The 20,016-nt window shown below is 72.1% G+C and carries 19 protein-coding genes; 16 read left to right on the top strand and 3 right to left on the bottom strand.

The genetic code is table 11. From position 1 onward, the window contains the following. Nucleotides 1-51 precede the first annotated feature (51 nt). Both dnaE and RQG84_RS05810 read left to right on the top strand, forming a co-directional pair. Nucleotides 52-3,606: a DNA polymerase III subunit alpha gene (gene dnaE, locus RQG84_RS05815; protein ID WP_055965792.1), complete on the top strand. Its 3,555-nt coding sequence runs from the start codon at nucleotides 52-54 to the stop codon at nucleotides 3,604-3,606. Continuing rightward, entirely contained in the window at nucleotides 3,603-4,133 is a 531-nt protein-coding gene (locus RQG84_RS05810) for a hypothetical protein (protein WP_311209253.1), read from the top strand. Before dnaE ends, RQG84_RS05810 begins: the two co-directional genes overlap by 4 nt. On the opposite strand, the gene ybaK is transcribed toward RQG84_RS05810, so the two are convergent. Further along, nucleotides 4,099-4,587 carry a Cys-tRNA(Pro) deacylase gene (gene ybaK / locus RQG84_RS05805; RefSeq protein ID WP_311209252.1) on the bottom strand — a complete coding sequence of 163 codons (489 nt, stop codon included), beginning with the start codon at nucleotides 4,585-4,587 and terminating at the stop codon, nucleotides 4,099-4,101. The genes RQG84_RS05810 and ybaK overlap by 35 nt on opposite strands. Further along, complete coding sequence (locus RQG84_RS05800; RefSeq protein ID WP_311209251.1) at nucleotides 4,565-5,764, bottom strand: benzoate/H(+) symporter BenE family transporter; 1,200 nt, start codon at nucleotides 5,762-5,764, stop codon at nucleotides 4,565-4,567. The genes ybaK and RQG84_RS05800 overlap by 23 nt, the downstream gene beginning before the upstream one ends. Nucleotides 5,765-5,807: 43 nt before the next feature. Here RQG84_RS05800 and hisD point away from each other — a divergent pair, with 43 nt between their 5' ends. The 4 genes from hisD to hisH are packed head-to-tail and all read left to right on the top strand — an operon-like array spanning nucleotide 5,808 to nucleotide 9,494. Continuing rightward, the gene (gene hisD / locus RQG84_RS05795) at nucleotides 5,808-7,145 is read left to right on the top strand and encodes a histidinol dehydrogenase (RefSeq protein ID WP_311209250.1); all 1,338 of its coding nucleotides are present in this window, start codon (nucleotides 5,808-5,810) and stop codon (nucleotides 7,143-7,145) included. Continuing rightward, nucleotides 7,142-8,233 (top strand): histidinol-phosphate transaminase, encoded by a 1,092-nt coding sequence (locus tag RQG84_RS05790; RefSeq protein ID WP_311209249.1) that lies wholly within the window; start codon nucleotides 7,142-7,144, stop codon nucleotides 8,231-8,233. The genes hisD and RQG84_RS05790 overlap by 4 nt, the downstream gene beginning before the upstream one ends. Beyond that, complete coding sequence (hisB, locus tag RQG84_RS05785) at nucleotides 8,230-8,832, top strand: imidazoleglycerol-phosphate dehydratase HisB (RefSeq protein WP_311209248.1); 603 nt, start codon at nucleotides 8,230-8,232, stop codon at nucleotides 8,830-8,832. Before RQG84_RS05790 ends, hisB begins: the two co-directional genes overlap by 4 nt. After that, nucleotides 8,832-9,494: an imidazole glycerol phosphate synthase subunit HisH gene (gene hisH, locus RQG84_RS05780; protein ID WP_056581226.1), complete on the top strand. Its 663-nt coding sequence runs from the start codon at nucleotides 8,832-8,834 to the stop codon at nucleotides 9,492-9,494. The genes hisB and hisH overlap by 1 nt, the downstream gene beginning before the upstream one ends. A gap of 82 nt (nucleotides 9,495-9,576) precedes the next feature. Here hisH and RQG84_RS05775 read toward each other — a convergent pair whose 3' ends face one another. After that, a complete protein-coding gene (locus RQG84_RS05775; RefSeq protein WP_311209247.1) occupies nucleotides 9,577-10,314 on the bottom strand; it encodes a DUF6498-containing protein in 738 nt (245 codons plus the stop codon). A 59-nt stretch (nucleotides 10,315-10,373) separates the two neighbouring features. Between RQG84_RS05775 and priA the strand changes: the two genes are divergently transcribed. The 10 genes from priA to RQG84_RS05725 all read left to right on the top strand — a co-directional run bounded on the left by priA (nucleotide 10,374) and on the right by RQG84_RS05725 (nucleotide 19,945). Next, a complete protein-coding gene (gene priA, locus RQG84_RS05770; protein WP_311209246.1) occupies nucleotides 10,374-11,105 on the top strand; it encodes a bifunctional 1-(5-phosphoribosyl)-5-((5-phosphoribosylamino)methylideneamino)imidazole-4-carboxamide isomerase/phosphoribosylanthranilate isomerase PriA in 732 nt (243 codons plus the stop codon). A gap of 52 nt (nucleotides 11,106-11,157) precedes the next feature. Then, a complete protein-coding gene (locus tag RQG84_RS05765; RefSeq protein WP_311209245.1) occupies nucleotides 11,158-11,661 on the top strand; it encodes a DUF1707 domain-containing protein in 504 nt (167 codons plus the stop codon). Between the two features lie 29 nt (nucleotides 11,662-11,690). Further along, entirely contained in the window at nucleotides 11,691-12,467 is a 777-nt protein-coding gene (gene hisF / locus RQG84_RS05760) for an imidazole glycerol phosphate synthase subunit HisF (protein WP_055965817.1), read from the top strand. Continuing rightward, nucleotides 12,457-14,403 carry an ABC transporter ATP-binding protein gene (locus RQG84_RS05755; RefSeq protein WP_311209244.1) on the top strand — a complete coding sequence of 649 codons (1,947 nt, stop codon included), beginning with the start codon at nucleotides 12,457-12,459 and terminating at the stop codon, nucleotides 14,401-14,403. The genes hisF and RQG84_RS05755 overlap by 11 nt, the downstream gene beginning before the upstream one ends. After that, nucleotides 14,400-16,223: an ABC transporter ATP-binding protein gene (locus RQG84_RS05750; protein ID WP_311209243.1), complete on the top strand. Its 1,824-nt coding sequence runs from the start codon at nucleotides 14,400-14,402 to the stop codon at nucleotides 16,221-16,223. Before RQG84_RS05755 ends, RQG84_RS05750 begins: the two co-directional genes overlap by 4 nt. A 19-nt stretch (nucleotides 16,224-16,242) precedes the next feature. Beyond that, nucleotides 16,243-16,581, top strand: a complete 339-nt coding sequence (gene hisI / locus RQG84_RS05745; RefSeq protein ID WP_056555661.1) for a phosphoribosyl-AMP cyclohydrolase — start codon at nucleotides 16,243-16,245, stop codon at nucleotides 16,579-16,581. Beyond that, the gene (locus tag RQG84_RS05740; protein WP_311209242.1) at nucleotides 16,578-17,144 is read left to right on the top strand and encodes a Trp biosynthesis-associated membrane protein; all 567 of its coding nucleotides are present in this window, start codon (nucleotides 16,578-16,580) and stop codon (nucleotides 17,142-17,144) included. Before hisI ends, RQG84_RS05740 begins: the two co-directional genes overlap by 4 nt. 109 nt (nucleotides 17,145-17,253) lie before the next feature. Further along, complete coding sequence (locus tag RQG84_RS05735) at nucleotides 17,254-18,444, top strand: glycosyltransferase family 4 protein (RefSeq protein WP_311209241.1); 1,191 nt, start codon at nucleotides 17,254-17,256, stop codon at nucleotides 18,442-18,444. Further along, the gene (locus RQG84_RS05730) at nucleotides 18,441-19,217 is read left to right on the top strand and encodes a hypothetical protein (protein WP_311209240.1); all 777 of its coding nucleotides are present in this window, start codon (nucleotides 18,441-18,443) and stop codon (nucleotides 19,215-19,217) included. Before RQG84_RS05735 ends, RQG84_RS05730 begins: the two co-directional genes overlap by 4 nt. Next, on the top strand, nucleotides 19,217-19,945 hold the full coding sequence (locus RQG84_RS05725; protein ID WP_311209239.1) for a sugar transferase: 729 nt from the start codon (nucleotides 19,217-19,219) through the stop codon (nucleotides 19,943-19,945). The genes RQG84_RS05730 and RQG84_RS05725 overlap by 1 nt, the downstream gene beginning before the upstream one ends. Nucleotides 19,946-20,016: the final 71 nt, after the last annotated feature.

Here is a 20,016-nt window from a genome sequence, read left to right as displayed (position 1 = left end):
CCTCCGCCCCTCGGGGCCGTCCGTCCGCCATGTCTGGAGGCGCATCACCCGATGCCGAGCGACTCGTCCTTCGTGCACCTGCACAACCACACGGAGTACTCGATGCTCGACGGTCACGCGTTGCTCGACGGCATGTTCGAGCGCACCGCGTCGCTCGGGATGCCGGCCATCGCGATGACCGACCACGGCAACGTGCACGGCGCCTACGACTTCTGGTCCAAGGCCCGGTCGCACGGCGTCAAGCCGATCATCGGGCTCGAGGCCTACCTGACTCCGGGCACCCACCGCAGCGAGCGGCGCAAGGTCAAGTGGGGCCGTGGTGTCAGCGGCGACGAGGAGGAGGGCGGCAAGGACGTCGCCGGTGGTGGCGCCTACACGCACATGACCATGCTCGCCTCCACCACGGAGGGCATGCACAACCTGTTCCGGCTGTCGTCGCTGTCCAGCCTGGAGGGCTACTACTACAAGCCGCGCGCCGATCGCGACCTCCTGCAGCGCTACGGCACGGGGCTCATCGCCACCACGGGGTGTCCGTCGGGCGAGGTGCAGACGCGGCTCCGCCTCGGCCAGTACGACGAGGCGGTCCAGGCCGCCGCCGACTTCCAGGACATCTTCGGCAAGGGCAACTTCTTCCTCGAGCTGATGGACCACGGCATCCCCATCGAGAAGGAGGTCCGCGACGACCTCCTGCGGCTGGGCAAGCAGCTGGGCCTGCCGCCCGTCGCGACCAACGACTGCCACTACACGCACCCCGAGGACGCCGCCGCGCACGACGCGCTCATCTGCGTCGCGTCGGGCAAGTCCGTCGCCGATCCCAAGCGGCTCAAGTTCGACGGCGGCGGCTACTACGTGAAGTCCGCGGCCGAGATGCGCGAGCTGTGGGAGGACCGCTTCGACATGAAGGAGGCGTGCGACAACACGCTCCTCATCGCCGAGCGCTGCGACGTGGAGTTCACCGAGTCCAACGGCGGCTACATGGCCCGGGCCGACGTGCCGGCGGGCGAGACCGAGGAGAGCTGGTTCGTCCAGGAGGTCTGGCGCGGCATCGAGTCCCGCTACCCGGGCGACGCCCTCACCCAGGCCGTGCGCGACCGGGTCGAGATGGAGCTCGAGGTCATCAAGACCAAGGGGTACTGCGGCTACTACCTCGTGGTCGCCGACTTCATCAACTGGTCGAAGGACAACGGCATCCGCGTCGGTCCCGGCCGTGGCTCGGGCGCCGGCTCGATCGCCGCGTACGCGCTGCGCATCACCGACCTCTGCCCCCTCACGCACGGCCTCATCTTCGAGCGGTTCCTCAACCCCGAGCGTCCGTCGATGCCCGACTTCGACATCGACTTCGACGAGCGTCGTCGCAGCGAGGTCATCCGCTACGTCAGCGACAAGTACGGCAACGACCGCGTGGCCTACATCGCCACCTTCGGCCGGCTCAAGGCCAAGGCCGCCATCAAGGACGCCAACCGCGTGCTCGACTACCCGTTCAACATGGGCGAGCGGATCACCAAGGCGCTGCCGGCCGACATCATGGGCAAGGGCGTGCCCCTCAAGCAGCTGTTCGACCCCCAGCACAAGCGCTACAACGACGGCAAGGAGTTCCGCGACCTCCACGAGAGCGACGCCGAGGTGCGCAAGATCTACGACACGGCGCTCGGGCTCGAGGGCCAGATCCGCAACTGGGGCGTGCACGCCGCCGGCGTGATCATGAGCAGCGAGCCGCTCATCGACATCGTGCCGATCATGCGGCGCGAGCAGGACGGCGCGATCATCACGCAGTTCGACTACCCGATGTGCGAGGCGCTCGGGCTGGTCAAGATGGACTTCCTCGGGCTGCGCAACCTCACCGTCCTCGACGACGCGCTCATCAACATCAGGGCCAACCGCGGCGAGGAGGTCGTGCTCGAGGACCTGACCTTCGACGACCCGGCCACCTACGACCTGCTGTCGCGGGGCGACACGCTCGGCGTGTTCCAGCTCGACGGTGGTCCCATGCGTGCCCTGCTGCGCAGCATGCGTCCGGACAAGTTCGAGGACATCTCGGCCGTGGGCGCGCTCTACCGGCCCGGCCCGATGGGTGCGGACTCGCACAACAAGTACGCCCGGCGCAAGAACGGTCGCGAGAGCATCGAGCCCATCCACCCCGAGCTGGAGGAGCCGCTCAAGGACGTCCTGGGGGAGACCTACGGCCTCATCGTCTACCAGGAGCAGGTGATGGAGATCGCCCAGGTGCTGGCGGGCTTCAGCCTCGGCCAGGCCGACAACCTGCGGCGTGCCATGGGCAAGAAGAAGAAGGAGGAGCTCGACAAGCAGTACGCCGGGTTCCAGGCCGGCATGCTCGAGCGGGGCTACTCCCAGCCGGCCATCACGGCGCTGTGGGAGATCCTGCTGCCCTTCTCCGACTACGCCTTCAACAAGGCGCACTCGGCCGCCTACGGCGTCATCTCCTACTGGACGGCCTACCTCAAGGCCAACTACCCGGCCGAGTACATGGCGGCGCTGCTCACCAGCACCCGCGGCGACAAGGACAAGTCGGCCATCTACCTCGCCGAGTGCCGACGGCTCGGCATCCAGGTCCTGCCGCCCGACGTCAACGACTCGGTCTCCAACTTCGCGTCCGTCGGGGAGGACATCCGCTTCGGGCTCGGCGCCATCCGCAACGTCGGCGAGAACGTGGTGGCCGGGATCGTCGCCGGTCGCGAGGAGAACGGCCCCTACACCGACTTCACCGACTTCCTCGACAAGGTCCCCACCCACGTGTGCAACAAGCGCGTGCTCGACTCGCTCATCAAGGCCGGCGCCTTCGACTCCCTCGGCCACCGGCGGCGGGCGTTGACGACCATCGCCGAGGACGCCGTCGACCAGTACATCGACCTCAAGCGCAACGCCGCCATCGGCCAGGACTCCCTGTTCGGGGGCATGGACGACGCGTTCACCGGCGTCACGGTCGCGGTGCCGCAGATGCCGGAGTGGGAGAAGACCCAGCTGCTCGCGTTCGAGCGCGACATGCTGGGTCTGTACGTCTCCGACCACCCGCTCGCCGGTCTGGAGCACGTGCTCAAGGCCAGCAGCGACTGCTCGATCGGCGACCTCATCGCCGACGCCGAGCGACCCGACGGCACCACCGTGCGCGTGTGCGGTCTCATCACGGCCGTGCAGCGCCGGCTCAGCAAGAAGGGCGACACGTGGGCCCTCGTGACCGTCGAGGACCTCGACGGCAGCGTCGACGTGATGGTCTTCCCCGGCGCCTACAACCTCGCTGCGCCGGTGCTGGTGCCCGACACCGTCGTGGTCGTCAAGGGTCGCCTGCGCCGCAAGGACGACAGCATCGAGCTGAACGCGCTCGAGGTGACGCTGCCGGCCATGGGCTCGGGCGGACAGTCCGACGCCCCCGTGGTCGTCACCCTGCCGGTGGCGCGGTGCACGAGCGACACGATCGGCAGGTTCAAGCAGGTGCTCGGCAACCACCCGGGCATGACCGAGGTGCACCTGCGCCTCGTCGGCACCGGCACCACCAAGGTCATGCGGCTCGACGACGGGCTGCGGGTCAAGCCGTCCTCGTCGCTCATCGCCGACCTCAAGGAGCTCCTGGGGCCACATTGTCTGGGGTGAGCGGGGGCCACGGTGCCCGCGGCGCGACCGGGCGAGCCGTGCTGGCGGTCCTCGTCCTGCTCCTGCTCTCGGTCGGCGCGGGTGCGCTGTGGATCGGGCTCTCCCGTCCGCCGGAGTGGCTCGTCACCGAGCAGGGGATCGTCCTGACCGAGGAGGCCTCCGGCCTGCAGGTCGGCGTCGAGCTGCTGTTCGTGGCGATCGGGGCCGCACTGAGCCTGGTGTGGGCGGTCGTGGTGGGCTTCGTGCTGCGCCGCCTCGGCTGGGTCCTGGCACCGATCGTCGTCGCCGGGACCCTGCTGGCGTCGGTCGTCACGTGGCGCGTGGGTCTCTGGCTGGGGCCGGGCGACCCGGCGGCGACGACGGACCCGCAGATCGGCGACCTCATCCCGGCTCAGCCGGCGGTCGACGCCCTCGCCTCGTTCCTCGTGTGGCCGATCGCCGGTCTGCTCGGCCTGCTGCTCATCACGTGGGCCACCGGGCGCCGTTCCCGCGTCAGCGTGCCAGCGGACCCAGCGTCGCTGCGGTGAGGCGCACCAGGTCCGCCGGTGCCAGCTCGACCTCGAGCCCCCGACGGCCCGCGGACACGTGCACGGTGTCCCAGTCCAGCACCGAGGCGTCGATCGCCGTGCGGAGCCGACGTCGTTGGCCGAGCGGGGAGATGCCGCCCAGCACGTAGCCGGTGGCCTTCTCGGCGCGCTGCGGGTCGGCCATCTGGGCGCGCTTGTGCCCGAGGGTCGCCGCCAGGGCCTTCAGGTCGAGCTGTGCGGTCACGGGCACGACGCCCACGGCCAGCTCGCCGTCGACGTCCGCCAGGAGGGTCTTGAAGATCCGCGCCGGCTCCACGCCGAGGGCTTCGGCGGCCTCGAGCCCGTACGAGGTGGCACGCGGATCGTGGTCGTAGCGGTGCACGCGGTGCTCCACGCCGGCACGTCGCACGGCGGCCAGGGCCGGCGTGGCCTCAGGCTTCGTCGGTCTCGCCACGGGGCTCCTCCTCGTGCGGTGGACGCTCGATGGTCGACCGGACCAGCAGGCCGACGACCAGCGCCCAGAACGCGGCCCCGACGCCGAGCAGCTGCAGGCCCGAGGCGGCGACCAGGAACGTGACCGCGGCGCTCGTCCGCCCGCGCGCGTCCTGCAGGGCCGCGACGATCGAGGCGGCGAAGGTGGACAGCAGTGCGAGCCCGGCCACCGTCTCGACGATGCCGGCCGGCGCCTTCTCGGTGACGGCCACGAGGGCGCCCGAGGTGAACGCCAGGACCAGCGCGGTGAGCCCCGCGACGAACGCGGCCACCCACCGGCGGGACCGGTCACCGGCCTGCTCACCGGCGGCGAGCGCGGCCGAGATGGCGGCGAGGTTGATCGCGTGACCGCCGAAGACCGCAGCGACCCCGGTTCCCGCGCCGGTCGTCACCATCGAGGCGCGCCACGGGACGGTGTAGCCGAAGCTGCGCATCACCGCGACGCCCGGGATGTTCTGCGACGCCAGGGTCACGACGGTCAGCGGCAGCGCGATGCCGACGACGGACGCGACCGTGAGCACGGGTGCCGTGGGCTCGAGCCGGGGGAGCAGCGACGTGGCCTCCAGCGTGGTCCCCCTCTCGACGAGCGAGACGGCGATGACGACGAGGGCCGTGAGCAGGGCCAGCGGGACGGCCCAGCGGGTCGCCCACCGGGTGCCCAGCAGCCACACGACGATCACCGGGCCGACCGCCCAGGGCGACGCCGCGAACGCCGTGAAGGGGGCGAGGCAGAGCTGGAGCAGCACGCCGGCGAGCATCGCCTGGGCCAGCGGGACGGGGATGGCAGCGGCCAGCTGGCCGAGCCACGGCACGAGGCCGGTCAGGGCCAGGAGCACGCCGGTGAGGACGAACGCACCCACGGCGGCGGGCCATCCGCCGGCCACGGGGCCGGTGCTCACCAGCAGGGCGGCACCCGGGGTCGACCAGGCCAGCGTGACCGGCAGCCGTGTCCACAGGGCGAGGCCCGACATGAGCAATCCGAACGCCACGGTGAGGGCGAACAGCCCGCTCGCGGCCTCGTCGGGCGAGGCGCCGACGGCGCGCAGACCCGCCAGCACCACGGCGAACGAGGACGTGAAGCCGACGATCGCGGTCACGACGCCGGCCACGACGGGCTGCTGCAGGTCGCGTGACGTCACGGGGCCCGATCCTAGGCGCAGGGGTGGTCCCTAGAATCGGTGCGTGATCAGACGCCTCGACCTCCGCCTCGACCCGACCGCCGAGCTGCCCCGTGCGCAGCAGGACGTCGAGCACGCGCTGGAGGTGGTGGCGCCCCTGTGCGAGGACGTCCGAGCCCGCGGCGAGGAGGCCGTCCTCGAGTACGGCGAACGCTTCGACGGTGTGCGCCCGGCGTCGCTGCGGGTGGCCCCGGAGCACCTGGCCGCCGCTCTCGCCGAGCTCGACCCGGCGATCCGGGCGGGTCTGGAGGAGTCCGTCGCCCGGCTGCGCGTGACGTGCGAGGCCGAGCTGGAGCAGACCGTCGTCACGACCGTGGCCGAGGGCGCGACCGTCGAGCGGCGGATCGTGCCCATGCAGCGCGTCGGCCTCTACGTGCCTGGCGGGCTCGCACCGCTGGTCAGCACCGTCGTCATGAACACGGTGCCGGCGCAGGTCGCGGGCGTCGGGTCCATCGCGCTCACGTCGCCCCCGCAGTCGGAGTTCGGCGGCCTCCCGCACCCCACGATCCTCGCGGCGTGCGCCCTGCTCGGCATCGACGAGGTGTACGCCGCCGGCGGAGCGCAGGCGCTCGCGCTGCTCGCCTACGGCAGCGTCGCCACCGGTGGCTCCGTGCAGCCCGTGGACCTCGTGACCGGTCCGGGCAACATCTACGTGGCCGCGGCCAAGCGCTACCTCCAGGGCACCGTGGCGATCGACTCCGAGGCCGGACCCACCGAGATCGCCGTGATCGCCGACGACACGGCCGATCCCGCGTTCGTGGCGGCCGACATGATCAGCCAGTCCGAGCACGACCCGATGGCCGCGAGCGTCCTGGTGACGCCCAGCGACGCCCTCGCCGACGCGGTCACCGCGGAGCTGGAGCGCCAGGTGCCCACCGCCACGCACGCGGAGCGCATCACCACGTCGCTGGCCGGCCGGCAGTCCGCCATCGTGCTCGTCGACGACCTGGACCAGGCAGTCGACGTCGCGAACGCGTACGCGGCCGAGCACCTGGAGATCCAGACCGCCGACTCGGCGGCCGTCGCCGCCCGCATCGTCAACGCCGGTGCGATCTTCGTCGGTGCCTGGACGCCGGTGTCCCTCGGCGACTACGCCGCCGGGTCGAACCACGTGCTGCCCACGGCGGGCTGCGCCTGCCACTCGTCGGGACTGTCGGTGCGCGCCTTCTGCAAGAACGTGCACGTCGTCACCTACACCGAGCAGGCCCTGCGCGAGGTCGGCCACCACGTCGAGGTGCTCGCGGCTGCCGAGGACCTGCCGTCGCACGGCGCCGCCGTGGCGGTGCGGACGGGATCGTCTGCCGCCCAGGGCCCGGCACCCCTGCCGGGGCGCGCCGAGTGAGCGTCCCCGACTGGGTCCCGGTGCGCGAGGAGCTCCGGGACGAGGAGCCGTACGGCGCGCCGCAGATCGACGTGCCCGTGCGCCTCAACACCAACGAGAACCCCTACGGGCCCAGCGAGGCCGCCGCCGACGACATCGCCGCGTCGGTGCGTGCCGCGGCGCTCGGGCTCAACCGGTACCCCGATCGTGAGGCGTGGTCGCTGCGGACGGCCCTCGCCGCCTACCTCACGGCCGAGGTGCCGGCGGCGGACCTCGACGCCTCGCAGGTCTGGGCGGCCAACGGCTCCAACGAGGTCATGCAGCAGATCCTGCAGGCCTTCGGCGGACCCGGCCGCACGGCGCTCTCCTTCGCCCCCACGTACTCGATGTACCCCGAGTACGCGCGCAACACCCACACGAGGTGGGTGGCCGGGCAGCGACGCGAGGACTTCGGGATCGACGCGGAGGCCGCGGTCGCGCTCATCGAGACCGAGCAGCCCGACGTCGTGTTCCTGACCTCGCCCAACAACCCCACCGGCACCGCGCTGGACCCTGCGCACACGCGGGCCGTGCTCGAGGCCGCGCCCGGTGTCGTCGTGGTCGACGAGGCCTACGCCGAGTTCCGCCGCGAGGGCACGCCGTCGGCGCTCGAGCTGCTCGAGGAGTTCCCGCGGCTCGTCGTCACGCGCACCATGAGCAAGGCCTTCGCGCTCGCCGGCGGGCGTCTGGGCTACCTGGCCGCGCACGCCGACGTCGTCGACGCGCTGCGCATCGTGCGGCTGCCGTACCACCTGTCGTCGGTCACCCAGGCCACGGCGGAGGCGGCGCTGCGCCACACCGACGAGCTGCTGGCCCAGGTCGACGCCCTGCGCGCCACGCGCGACGCGACGGCCGCCCGGCTCCGGGAGCACGGCTTCACGGTGGCCGACTCGGACGCGAACTTCATCCTGTTCGGCACGTTCGAGAACCGGCACGCCACCTGGCAGGCGCTGGTGGACCGCGGGGTCCTGATCCGCGAAACGGGCCCCCTAGGATGGCTGCGCGTCTCCATCGGGACGCCGTCCGAGATGGACGCGTTCTTCACGGCCTTGAAGGAGGTCACCTCGTGAGCAGCAGAACAGCACGCATCGAGCGGAAGACCTCGGAGTCGCACGTCGTCGTCGAGCTCGACCTCGACGGCACCGGCAAGCACGACATCTCGACGGGTGTCGGCTTCTACGACCACATGCTCACCGCCCTCGCCCGGCACTCGCTGGTCGACCTCACCGTCAAGACCGAGGGCGACCTGCACATCGACGCCCACCACACCGTCGAGGACACCGCGATCGCCATCGGCGACGCGCTGCGCGAGGCGCTCGGCGACAAGGCCGGCATCCGTCGGTACGGCACGGCCACGATCCCGCTCGACGAGGCGATCGCCACCTGCACGGTCGACGTGTCCGGGCGGCCCTACTTCGTGCACGCGGGCGAGCCGGAGCGCCAGGTCACGGTCGTGATCGGTGGCCAGTACTCCGGGTCCCTCACGTCGCACGTGCTCGAGTCGATCGCGCACCACGCCGGTCTGACGCTGCACATGACGCTGCTCGCCGGCCGCGACCCGCACCACATCGCCGAGTGCCAGTTCAAGGCGCTGGCCCGCGCGCTCCGTGAGGCGATCGAGCCCGACCCTCGGGAGACGGGCATCCCGTCGACCAAGGGCGCGCTGTAGTGGCGGACGGCACGGCGCCGGTCGCGGGGCGACCCACGGTCGCGGTCCTCGACTACGGATCGGGCAACCTCCGGTCGGCGGTGCGCGCCGTCGAGCGCGCGGGGGCGGACGTCACGCTGACGTCGGACCCTGCGGTGGCCGAGACCGCCGACGGACTGCTCGTGCCGGGCGTCGGCGCGTTCGCGGCGTGCATGGCCGGCCTGCTCGAGGTCGACGGCGAACGGATCATCGAGCGCCGGCTCATCGCCGGTCGACCGGTGCTGGGCATCTGCGTGGGCATGCAGATCCTGTTCGGCGAGGGCATCGAGCACGGTGTCCGGACGACCGGGTGCAGGGAGTGGCCCGGCGTCGTGGAACGTCTCCAGGCGCCGATCGTCCCGCACATGGGCTGGGACACGGTCGAGCCGCCCGAGGGCTCCCGGATGTTCGCCGGTCTCGAGGGGGAGCGGTTCTACTTCGTGCACTCCTACGGCGTGCGGCGCTGGGAGCTCGACGTCGAGGGCACGTCGTTCCGCGCGCCGCAGGTCACCTGGACCGAGTACGGGGGAGACCGCTTCGTCTCCGCCGTCGAGAACGGTCCGCTCTGGGCCACGCAGTTCCACCCCGAGAAGTCCGGCGACGCCGGCCGCCGCCTGCTCGAGAACTGGCTCGCCACCCTCTGACCCGTCAGAGGTAGGTGTCGCACCGGATCCGGCCGTCGGAGGTGGGTGTCGCACCGAATCGGGTGCTGGTGGGGTGCGAGGCCTACCGCTGGCCGGGGCCCGACCGCGGCTCGAGCGCCACGGGGTCGGCCGGCGGCGTGGATCGGTGCTCGCGCAGGTGGAAGCCCAGGTCGACGAGCGTCTTGAGGCCGCAGAGCAGGACGACGGGTCCGATCGCCTCCGCGGGACGGCCGTCGGGACCACCCAGCAGGAAGAACGCCCCGATGACCGACAGGTGCAGCACGACCATCCGCGGGTAGGGGAGCAGCATCGTGCGCGACGGCGTGGCGCGCGCACGCTCGTCGCGGCCGAACCAGTGCAGCGCGAGAGACAGCGCGTGGCTCCAGGCCAGCACCAGCACCGAGAGGACCCAGAAGCCCGCGCTGCCGGTGAACCCGCCGGTCGCGAAGGCCAGCACGAAGGCGAACACGCCGTGCACGAGGGTGAAGAGACCGTAGTGGAAGGCGAAGAAGCCCGCCATGATGCGCGGGTCCGGCTCCACGCGTCGGCCGTTCAGGGTCATGGTCAGCCTCGTTGCGTCGTCCTTCGCCCGGGCCGTGGCGATCTTGACGATCGTGACGAGCCACACGGCCACGTTCTCGATCCAGTACAGGACGAACACGTCGCCGACGCCGAGGTCGCCGCGCAGCACGCCCCAGACGGGCACGAGGTTGGCCACCACGAGCAGCACGGACGAGACGACACGAGGCAGGCCCGGGGGCAGCTGCGACCCGGCGCGCGCGACCGATCCCAGACCCAGCAGGCGGAGCAGCAGCGGCACGGCGACACCCTACGACGCCGCGATCCCCGAGCCCGAGGACCGCCGATACGATCGGCCCCGTGAGTGACTACCTGCAGCTGCTGCCCGCCGTCGACGTCAAGGGCGGCCAGGCCGTGCAGCTCGTCCAGGGGGTCGACGGCTCGGAGAAGCGGTTCGGGGACCCCGTCGAGGCGGCGCTGCGCTGGCAGTCCGCCGGCGCGGAGTGGATCCACCTGGTCGACCTCGACGCCGCCTTCGGGCACGGCCACAACCGTGACCTGCTGGCCCGGATCGTCGGCACGCTCGACATCGACGTCGAGATGTCCGGCGGCATGCGCGACGACGAGTCGCTCGCCGCCGCCATGGCCGCCGGGTGCCGGCGCGTGAACATCGGCACGGCCGCGCTCGAGCACCCCGAGTGGTGCGCTCGGGCGATCGCCGAGTGGGGCGACCGGGTGGCCATCGGGCTCGACGTCCGTGGCACGACCCTCGCCGCGCGCGGGTGGACCCGCGACGGTGGCGACCTGTACGAGACGCTCGAGCGGCTCGACGGCGAGGGCTGCGCTCGTTACGTCGTCACCGACGTCAACAAGGACGGCATGCTGCAGGGTCCGAACCTCGACCTCCTGCGCGACGTGTGCTCGCGCACCGACCGCCCGGTCGTGGCGTCCGGCGGCGTGACCACGCTCGCCGACATCGAGGCGCTCATGGGTCTGGTCGACATCGGGGTCGAGGGCGCGATCGCCGGCACCGCCTTGTACACCGGCCAGTTCACGCTCGAGGACGCGCTCGCCCTCACGCGCGGTCGCTGAGCAGGTCCACGACGTCCGGCGCCCTGCTCCTGGGCCGTGGCACGCTGGGCCCATGACAGGGGAGTGGGACCGGCTGAGCGCCGACCCGAGCACGCCGGCGGCCGCGACCTTGCGCGCCAGCGACGCCGACCGCGACGTCGTGCTCGGCGTGCTGCGCGACGCCTACGCCGAGGGCCGGCTCGACCGGGCGGAGTACGAACGTCGCGTCGAGGGTGCCCTCGGGGTGCTCGTGGTGGCCGACGTCGTGCCCCTGCTCTCGGACCTGGTCGCTGAGCGACGCCCCGCCGGTACGGCGCGCTCCGCCCGCACCGAGGCGGAGGAGAAGTTCCGGCGTGAGTCGCGCGACTCCCGCAACGGCTGGATCGGTGTCACCGCGCTGACCACCGGGATCTGGGCGGCCACGAGCGCGGGATCGGGCGAGCTGCTCTTCTTCTGGCCGGTCTTCCCGAGCCTCGGCATCGGGTTCGGCTGGTTCATGCACCACCTCAACCGTGAGCAGCGGGTCGAGGAGCTCGAGGAGAAGATCGCCAGGAAGCGGCGCGGGCTCGAGGGCTGAGCGTCGGACCGGATCGATAGGCTCGGCGGGTGAGTCTCGCCGTGCGTGTCATCCCCTGCCTCGACGTCGACGCAGGGCGCGTCGTGAAGGGCGTCAACTTCGTCGACCTGGTCGACGCGGGCGACCCGGTCGAGATGGCACGGGTCTACGACGCCGAGGGCGCCGACGAGCTCACCTTCCTCGACATCACGGCCTCCAGCGGGGACCGCGCGACCACGTTCGACATCGTGAGCAGCACGGCCGAGCAGGTCTTCATCCCGCTCACCGTCGGCGGGGGAGTGCGCACCGTCGACGACGTCGACCGGCTGCTGCGCGCGGGCGCCGACAAGGTCGGCATCAACACCGCGGCCATCGCGCGCCCCGAGGTGATCGCCGAGATCGCCCAGCGGTTCGGCAACCAGGTGCTCGTCCTCAGCGTCGACGCGCGACGTGCCCCGACGTCGGGCGAGGGCGCCCAGCCCAGCGGCTTCGAGGTCACCACGCACGGCGGCCGGCGAAGCGCCGGGATCGACGCCGTCGAGTGGGTCCGCCGGGCCGACGAGCTGGGCGTCGGCGAGGTGCTGCTCAACTCGATGGACGCCGACGGGACGAAGCAGGGCTTCGACCTGGAAATGATTCGGGCGGTCCGCGGCGTTACACAGGTGCCACTGATCGCCAGTGGTGGCGCCGGACGGCTCGAGCACTTCGCTCCTGCGGTCGAGGCCGGTGCCGACGCCGTGCTCGCCGCGAGTGTGTTCCACTTCGGCGAGCTGACCATCGGACAGGTGAAAGAGACCTTGCGAGCAGCGGGACACCGTGTCAGGTAGCGCACCCCGACCGGCCGAGGCGGTCGAGGGCGACGCAGCCCAGACCGGGGCAGCCCAGACCGAGACGGCCCAGACCGAGACGGCCCAGACCGAGACGGCCCGGACCGGATCTGGCCAGACAGGATCGGGCCAGCTCGGATCGGCTCGGCCCGACCGGATCATGCGCCGCGGATTCGGCCTGCTCGGACGCGGCATCGGCGAGCAGAAGGGGTTGTTCGCGATCTCGGTCGTGGGCAGCGTGCTCTTCGGCGCGATGACCGTCGCCGACGCCTGGGTGCTCGGGTGGGCGACCGACAACGTCATCCGGCCGTCCTTCGAGCAGGGCGAGGTGCTGCAGGGTGCCCTCTGGACCTCGGTCGCCCTGTTCCTCGGCGTGGCCGTGCTGCGGGCGCTCGGCGTCATCGCGCGGCGGCTCATCGGCGGCATCGTCTACTACCGCCTGGTCGCCACCTACCGCCGCAAGGTCACCCGTCAGTACCTCGCCCTCCCGATGTCGTGGCACCACCGCCACCCCACCGGCCAGCTGCTCTCCAACGCCAACGCCGACGTCGAGGCCACGTGGGCGGTCTTCATGCCGCTGCCGATGGCGGTCGGCGTCATCGCCATGCTCGCCGCCGCGCTCGTGGCGATGCTCGAGGCCGACTGGGTCCTCACGCTCGTGGGCCTCGTGGTGTTCCCGGCCCTGTTCGGCATCAACGTCTTCTACCAGCGCTGGCTCTCGCCCAAGGTCGCGCACGCCCAGGCCCTGCGCGGCGACCTGAGCGCCGTGGCCCACGAGTCCTTCGACGGCGCGCTCGTGGTGAAGTCGCTCGGTCGCGAGGCCGACGAGACCGCCCGCTTCGCCCGGTCCACCGAGGAGCTGCGCGACGCCAACATCGAGGTCGGGAAGATCCGCAGCATCTTCGACCCGTTGCTGGAGGCCCTGCCGAACCTCGGCATCCTGGCCGTGATCGTCCTGGGCGTCGGCCGCGTGGCGAGCGGTGCCGCCGAGCCCGGCGACGTCGTGCAGGTGGCCTACCTGTTCACCGTGGTCGCCTTCCCGGTGCGTGCCATCGGCTGGGTGCTCGGCGAGCTGCCCCGCAGCGTCGTCGGCTGGGACCGTGTCGAGAGCGTGCTGCAGGCGTCGGGGTCCATGACCTACGGCACCGCCACCCTGCCGGGCGCAGGTGCGGTCGACCTCGACCTGCGGGGAGTCTCCTACCAGTTCGACGACGCCGTGCAGTCGGGCGAGGGTGACGACGTCCTGGACGGCGTCGAGCTGCACGTGCCGCGGGGGTCCGTCACGGCACTCGTCGGTGCCACCGGCAGCGGCAAGAGCACCCTCACGACCCTGCTCTCGCGCCTCGTCGACCCGCGCTCCGGCACGGTCGAGCTCGACGGTCACGACGTCGCGGGTCTCACCCACCGGGCCCTGGCCGACGCGGTCGCCGTGGTCCCGCAGACCACCTTCCTGTTCGACGACTCCGTCCGTGAGAACGTCACGCTCGGGGCCGACGTCGACGACGCCGACGTCTGGGAGGCGCTGCGGACCGTCCAGGCCGACGGCTTCGTCGCCCGCCTGCCCGCGGGGCTCGACACGCAGCTCGGCGAGCGCGGGACCACCCTGTCCGGCGGGCAGCGCCAGCGCCTCGCCCTGGCGCGGGCCCTCGTGCGGCGGCCACGGCTGCTGGTCATGGACGACGCCACGAGCGCCGTGGACCCCGAGGTCGAGCAGCGCATCCTGCGCGCCCTGGCCGATCGCACGGCCGACGGGGGCGGGCCGACGGTCCTCGTCGTGGCGTACCGCAAGGCCACCATCGCCCTGGCCGACGAGGTCGTGCTGCTCGACGGCGGGCGGGTGGCCGAGCGCGGCACCCACGCCGAGCTCATGGCGGGGTCGGCGGTCTACCGCGACCTCGTCGACGCGTACGACCAGGCGAGGGAGGCACAGGCATGACCGCCACGAGCACCGAGGTGAGCCTGCCGGGCGTCACCACCGTCCGGGCGTCCGGTCGTGAGATCGTGCGCCGCGGCCTCGCGCTGTCGCCGGCCATCAAGGACGGCCTGGGACTCACGCTGCTGCTCGCCGTGCTGAGCACGGTGGGCGGCTCGGTGGTGCCCGTTGTCATCCAGCGCACGGTGGACTCGGGGCTGGGCGACGGGGGAGAGACGACCCTGTCCGCCATCGGTCCCTACCTGCTCGGTGCGCTCGTGCTCGTCCTGCTGACGGCGGTCGTCGCCTACTGGATGCGCGTGCGCCTGTTCGTGGCGAGCGAGCGCGGCCTCGCCGAGCTGCGTGTCACGGCGTTCCGCCACGTGCACGACCTCTCGATGCTCACGCAGAACGCCGAGCGCCGGGGCGTCCTCGTCTCGCGGGTGACGTCCGACATCGACCAGGTGTCCCTGTTCCTGCAGTTCACCGGCATCATGATCGTCATCAGCCTCGGCCAGATGCTCGTCGCGACGGTCATCATGGCGTTCTACTCCTGGCAGCTGACCCTCGTCGTGTGGCTGTGCTTCCTCCCGCTCGCGGCCAGCCTGAAGTACTTCGCCGCACGGCTGAGCCGCGCGTACGACACCGTTCGCCGCACCGTCGGCGAGATGCTCGCCGTCGTGGCCGAGCCGGTCGTCGGTGCCTCGGTCGTCAAGGCGCACGCCATCGAGGACCGCACGCAGGCCAGGGTCGACGCGGGCATCCAGCGCAACCTCGACGCCAACGTCCGCGCCCAGAAGCTCGTGGCGGTCACGTTCGCCTCCGCCGGCCTCGTGGGCGGGCTCGCGAACGCCGGTGCCGTGGCCGTCGGAGTGGTCCTCGGCGTGGCCGGTGGGCTGTCGATGGGAACCGTCATCGCGTTCGCGTTCCTCGTCGGTCTGCTCGTGGGGCCCGCGCAGATGGCCACGCAGGTCCTCACCGAGGCGCAGAACGCCATCGCCTCGTGGCGGCGGGTCATCGAGCTGCTCGACACCCCGGCCGACGTGGTCGACCCCGGTCCCGACGGTGTCGGTCTGCCCGACGAGGTGCTCGGCGCCCGGTTCGAGCACGTCGCGTTCGCCTACCCCGACGGCCCGGAGGTGCTCAGCGACGTCGACGTCACGATCCAGCCGCGCCAGCGCGTGGCCGTGGTGGGCGAGACGGGCTCGGGCAAGACGACCTTCGCCAAACTGCTCACCCGCCTCATGGACCCGGTGCGCGGGACGGTGCGGCTCGGCGACACCGACATCGCGCGGGTCTCGTTCGACGAGCTGCGGCGCCACGTGCTCATGGTTCCCCAGGAGGGCTTCCTGTTCGACGCGACGCTGCGCGAGAACCTGCTGTACGGGCGCGACGACGCGACGGACGTCGAGCTCGTCGCCGCGGTCGACGACCTCGGCCTCACCGACTGGTTCGCGGGGCTGCCGCACGGGTTGGACACGCGCGTGGGCCAGCGGGGCGAGTCGCTGTCGGCCGGGGAGCGCCAGCTCGTCGCGCTGGTGCGCTCGGCCCTGGCCGACCCCGACTTCCTCGTGCTCGACGAGGCCACGAGTGCGGTCGACCCGCAGACCGAGCTGCGTGCCACGCGTGCGCTGGAGACCCTGCTCGAGGGACGCACGAGCGTCACGATCGCGCACCGGCTCAGCACGGCGGAGAACGCCGACCGCGTGCTGGTGTTCGACGCGGGCCGCCTCGTGGAGGACGGGTCGCACGACGATCTGGTCGACGCCGGGGGCGTGTACGCCCGCCTGCACGCCAGCTGGGTGGCGCAGGCCTCGCTCGGGATCGTGCCGGCGGCCGAGTGACCTCTGGGAGGATGACACCGTGACCTCACTCGACCCAGCCGTGGCCGCCCGGCTCAAGCGCGATCCCGCGGGGCTGGTCCCCGCCGTGGTGCAGGACGCCGGCACGCGCGACGTCCTCATGGTCGGGTGGATGGACGACGAAGCGCTGCACCGCACCCTCACGACCGGCCGCGGGACCTACTGGAGCCGCAGCCGCCAGGAGTACTGGGTCAAGGGCGAGACCTCCGGCCACACCCAGGCCGTGCGCGAGGTGCGGCTCGACTGCGACGGCGACACGCTGCTCGTCGTGGTCGACCAGGAGGGTCCGGCCTGCCACACCGGCGCGACCACCTGCTTCGACGCGGACCGGTTGCTGTGACGGCTGCGTCCGGACGGCGTCTGTACGCGCCGGTGGTGCTCGGCCTGCTGGCGGTTGGTGGGCTCACCTGGCTGGCGCTCGGCCGCACCTGGGCCAGCACCCGGCTGGCCCCGACGGGCCTGCCGCCCGACACGATCGTGGTCACGGGCCGCGACGTCGCCCCGCTGGCCGCCGCCCTGGCCGTCGTCGTGGTCACGGCGGCGCTCGCCGTGCTCGCGACCCGCGGGCGCGGGCGGCTCGTCGTCGGTCTCTTCGTCGTCGTGCTCGGACTCGGCGGTTCTGCCGTGTGCCTGGTCTCGGCGGCCGACGTCGAGGCGTCGTTGTCCTCGGCCGCCGAGCAGTCCCCGGCCTTCACGGGCCAGGACCTCGGCGCCGTCTCGAGGTCGTCGTGGTCCTATGTCGCGGCCGCGGGGTTCCTGCTCGCGACCGGCCTCGGTGCCGTGACCGTCCGGCACGGCAGGTCGTGGCCCGCCATGAGCGGCCGGTACGACGCGCCGTCGCGCTCACGCGTCGACGACGACCCGTGGAAGGCGCTCGACGAGGGACGCGACCCCACGCTCTGAGCCATGCGGGACGAAAGTCCTGAATTCACCTGGAGGACTCGTAACTCCCGGGTGCACCCGTCGTTGAGATCTTCGACACCGATGAGCGGTGACGACGGTTGGAGGTCCGATGCGCGTACTCGTGCACGACTTCAGCGGGCATCCCTTCCAGGCCCAGCTGAGCCGGGAGCTCGCGCGGCGTGGCCACGACGTCACCCACTCCACCTGCAACGCCTACGTCTCGGGCAAGGGTCGACTCGAGTCCGCGGAGGGTGAGTCGATCACCTTCGAGACCGTGGGCGACGGCATCGTGTTCGACAAGAGCCGCTTCGTCCAGCGTCTGCTCCTCGAGCTGAGGCTGGGGTTCGAGCTGGTCCGCCACGTCCGACGCGTCCGCCCCGACGTCGCCCTCATGTCCAACGTCCAGATCCCGACCCTGGTGGTCTTCGCGGCCGCGATGCTCGTGCTGCGCCAGCCGTGGGTGCTCTGGCACCAGGACGTCTACTCCGTGGCGGTGCGGTCCTTCGCCGGCGCGAAGCTCTCACGCTCCTTCCGTGCGGTGGCGGTCGGCTTCGAGGTCGCCGAGCGGTGGACGTCACGCCGCGCCCGCGAGATCGTCGTCATCGCCGAGTCGTTCGTGCCCGTGCACGCGGGATGGGGCACGGCCGACAAGGTCACGGTCATCGCGAACTGGGCCCCGCTCGACGAGATCGTGCCCTGTCCGCGCAAGAACGACTGGGCGGTCGAGAACGAGCTCGACGACGTCGACACGATCCTGTACTCGGGGACCCTCGGGCTCAAGCACGACCCCGCGCTGCTGGTCCAGCTCACCGCCGCGGTGCGCGAGCGCGGCCGTGAGGTCCGGCTGGTCGTCGTGAACGAGGGGCCCGCCGTCCCGGTCCTGCGGGCCGAGGCCGCCAAGCTCGACGTCCCGCTCACGCTGCTGCCGTTCCAGCCCTACGACCGGCTCCCGGAGGTGCTGGCCAGCGGCGACGTGCTCGTGGTCCTGCTCGACCAGCAGGCGGGCGCGTTCTCCGTCCCGTCCAAGACGCTGTCCTACCTGTGCGCCGGTCGTCCCGTGGTGGGACTGATGCCCGAGGAGAACGCCGCCTCCGGGCTGGTGCGCAGGGCGGGCGGGCACGTCGGCCGACCCGACGCCGCCTCGCTCCCGGCAGCGGCCGCGTGGGTCGACCAGCTCCTGGCCGAGCCCGGACGTCGCGACGACGTCGGTGCCGAGGCGCGCGACCTCGCCGAGCAGGAGTTCTCCCTGGCCTCGTGCGCCGACCGCTTCGAGTCCGTGCTGCTGCGGAGCGCACGATGAGTGCCGCGACGCGGGCCGTCACCGGTCTCGACGTCGGGGTGCGTGACGTGTCGCGGCCCACCGGCGTGCCGCTGGTCGTGGTCGGGCCGTTGACCCGCACGGGCCGTGAGCTGGCCGACCGGCACGGCGGGCCGGTGCTCGCCGTCTCGCGCGGCGCGACCGACACGGCGACCCTGCAGGCTGCCGGAGCCGACGTGGTCGACGTGGCCGGCGACGAGCTCGCCACGCTGCTCCGTGACGTCGATTCCGTCGACGTCGCGGTCTGCGCGCTCGGACCGGTGCACCCGGGTCCGGTGGACCTCGTGGGTGACACCGCGGGGACGGAGCGCGACCTCGCCTTCCTGCGCCGGGTGCTGGACGCGGCGGCCGGTCGGCCGGTCCGACTCGTCCTCGTGTCCTCCGTCGTGGCGCTGGCACCCACGGCCGACCGGCGCTACTACGGGGGCTTCAAGTCCCTGGTGGAGCAGGCGCTCGTGGCGCTCGTCGCCGAGCATCCCGCCGCGCGCCTCGACGTCCTCTACCCGGGACGTCTCGTCGCCGGCGGCGAGCGCACCCGTCCTTGGCACCGCCTCCACGCCGGGTTCTCCGGCCTGGCGGTCCGCGTCGAGCGATGCCTGCAGGACCGGGCAGCGCGATCCGGGCGTCGCCGCGTCGTGGGCCTGGACGCCCGTCTGTGGCTGCTCGTGCGGTCCCTCTCCCTCGTCGTCTCGGGCGCTCTGCCCGGGCGGATCGACCCACCCCTCGAGCTTGTCGGCACCAAGGAGACCTCCTGATGTGGAAGAAGCGTTCGCTCGACCTGCTGCTGACCGTGGCCGGAGCCGTCGTCTGGGTCCCGGTCGTCCTCACGGTGGCCCTGGCCGTCCTCGTGTCGGAGGGGCGCCCGGTGTTCTACCGGTCGCGTCGCCGGGTGAGCGTCGACGAGGTCGTGCTGCTGACCAAGTTCCGCACGATGGTGCGCAACGCCGACAAGCTCGTGAACCGTGAGACCGTGCCGGTCGCGTCCGACACCCGCTTCCTCAACATCCCGGCCGACTCGCCGCTCTACACCCGGATCGGCCGCTTCGTGGAGCGCTTCGCACTCACCGAGCTGCCGCAGCTCTGGCACGTCCTGCGCGGCGACATGAGCGTGGTGGGCAACCGTCCGCTGCCGCAGAACGTCATCGACTGCCTCCGCGAGGAGTACCCGCAGGTCTCCGACCGGTTCCTGACGCGTGCCGGCCTGACCGGCCCGGCCCAGCTCGTCGGCCGCGAGGCGCTCACCGACGGCGAGCGCCTCGAGCTGGAGGCGGCCTACTGCCGCGCCTGCCTCAACGGCTACCAGGCGAAGCTCGACGTCATGATCCTGGCCAGGACGATCTTCGGGGTCCTCGGCATCGGCAAGCAGCTCGGCCGCCGCGACGTGATGGACCTGATCGCCCGTCACTCCGGCCGCCCCCGCACCGCCGCCGTCCTGGCGCCTGCTCCCGCGTCCTCGGTGCTCGCACGGTCGCAGCCGTCCTGAGCGACGCCCTCCGGGGCGCACCGGCCGACGCCGATGCGCCCCGGTAGGCTGTCGCCCGTCGTCCCCCTCGC

Source organism: Aeromicrobium sp. WCS2018Hpa-31 (genome assembly GCF_031843905.1).
Classification (GTDB): Bacteria; Actinomycetota; Actinomycetes; order Propionibacteriales; family Nocardioidaceae; genus Aeromicrobium.
Note: the sequence above shows the minus strand (reverse complement) of the source record. Positions and strands in the feature narration are given on the sequence as shown.

Excerpts from the sequence above, each read along its gene's own strand:
- dnaE (WP_055965792.1), top strand. The coding sequence starts at position 52 with ATGCCGAGCGACTCGTCCTTCGTGCACCTGCACAACCACACGGAGTAC.
- RQG84_RS05765 (WP_311209245.1), top strand. The coding sequence starts at position 11,158 with ATGACAGGGGAGTGGGACCGGCTGAGCGCCGACCCGAGCACGCCGGCG.
- RQG84_RS05750 (WP_311209243.1), top strand. The coding sequence starts at position 14,400 with ATGACCGCCACGAGCACCGAGGTGAGCCTGCCGGGCGTCACCACCGTC.
- RQG84_RS05735 (WP_311209241.1), top strand. The coding sequence starts at position 17,254 with ATGCGCGTACTCGTGCACGACTTCAGCGGGCATCCCTTCCAGGCCCAG.
- RQG84_RS05730 (WP_311209240.1), top strand. The coding sequence starts at position 18,441 with ATGAGTGCCGCGACGCGGGCCGTCACCGGTCTCGACGTCGGGGTGCGT.
- RQG84_RS05725 (WP_311209239.1), top strand. The coding sequence starts at position 19,217 with ATGTGGAAGAAGCGTTCGCTCGACCTGCTGCTGACCGTGGCCGGAGCC.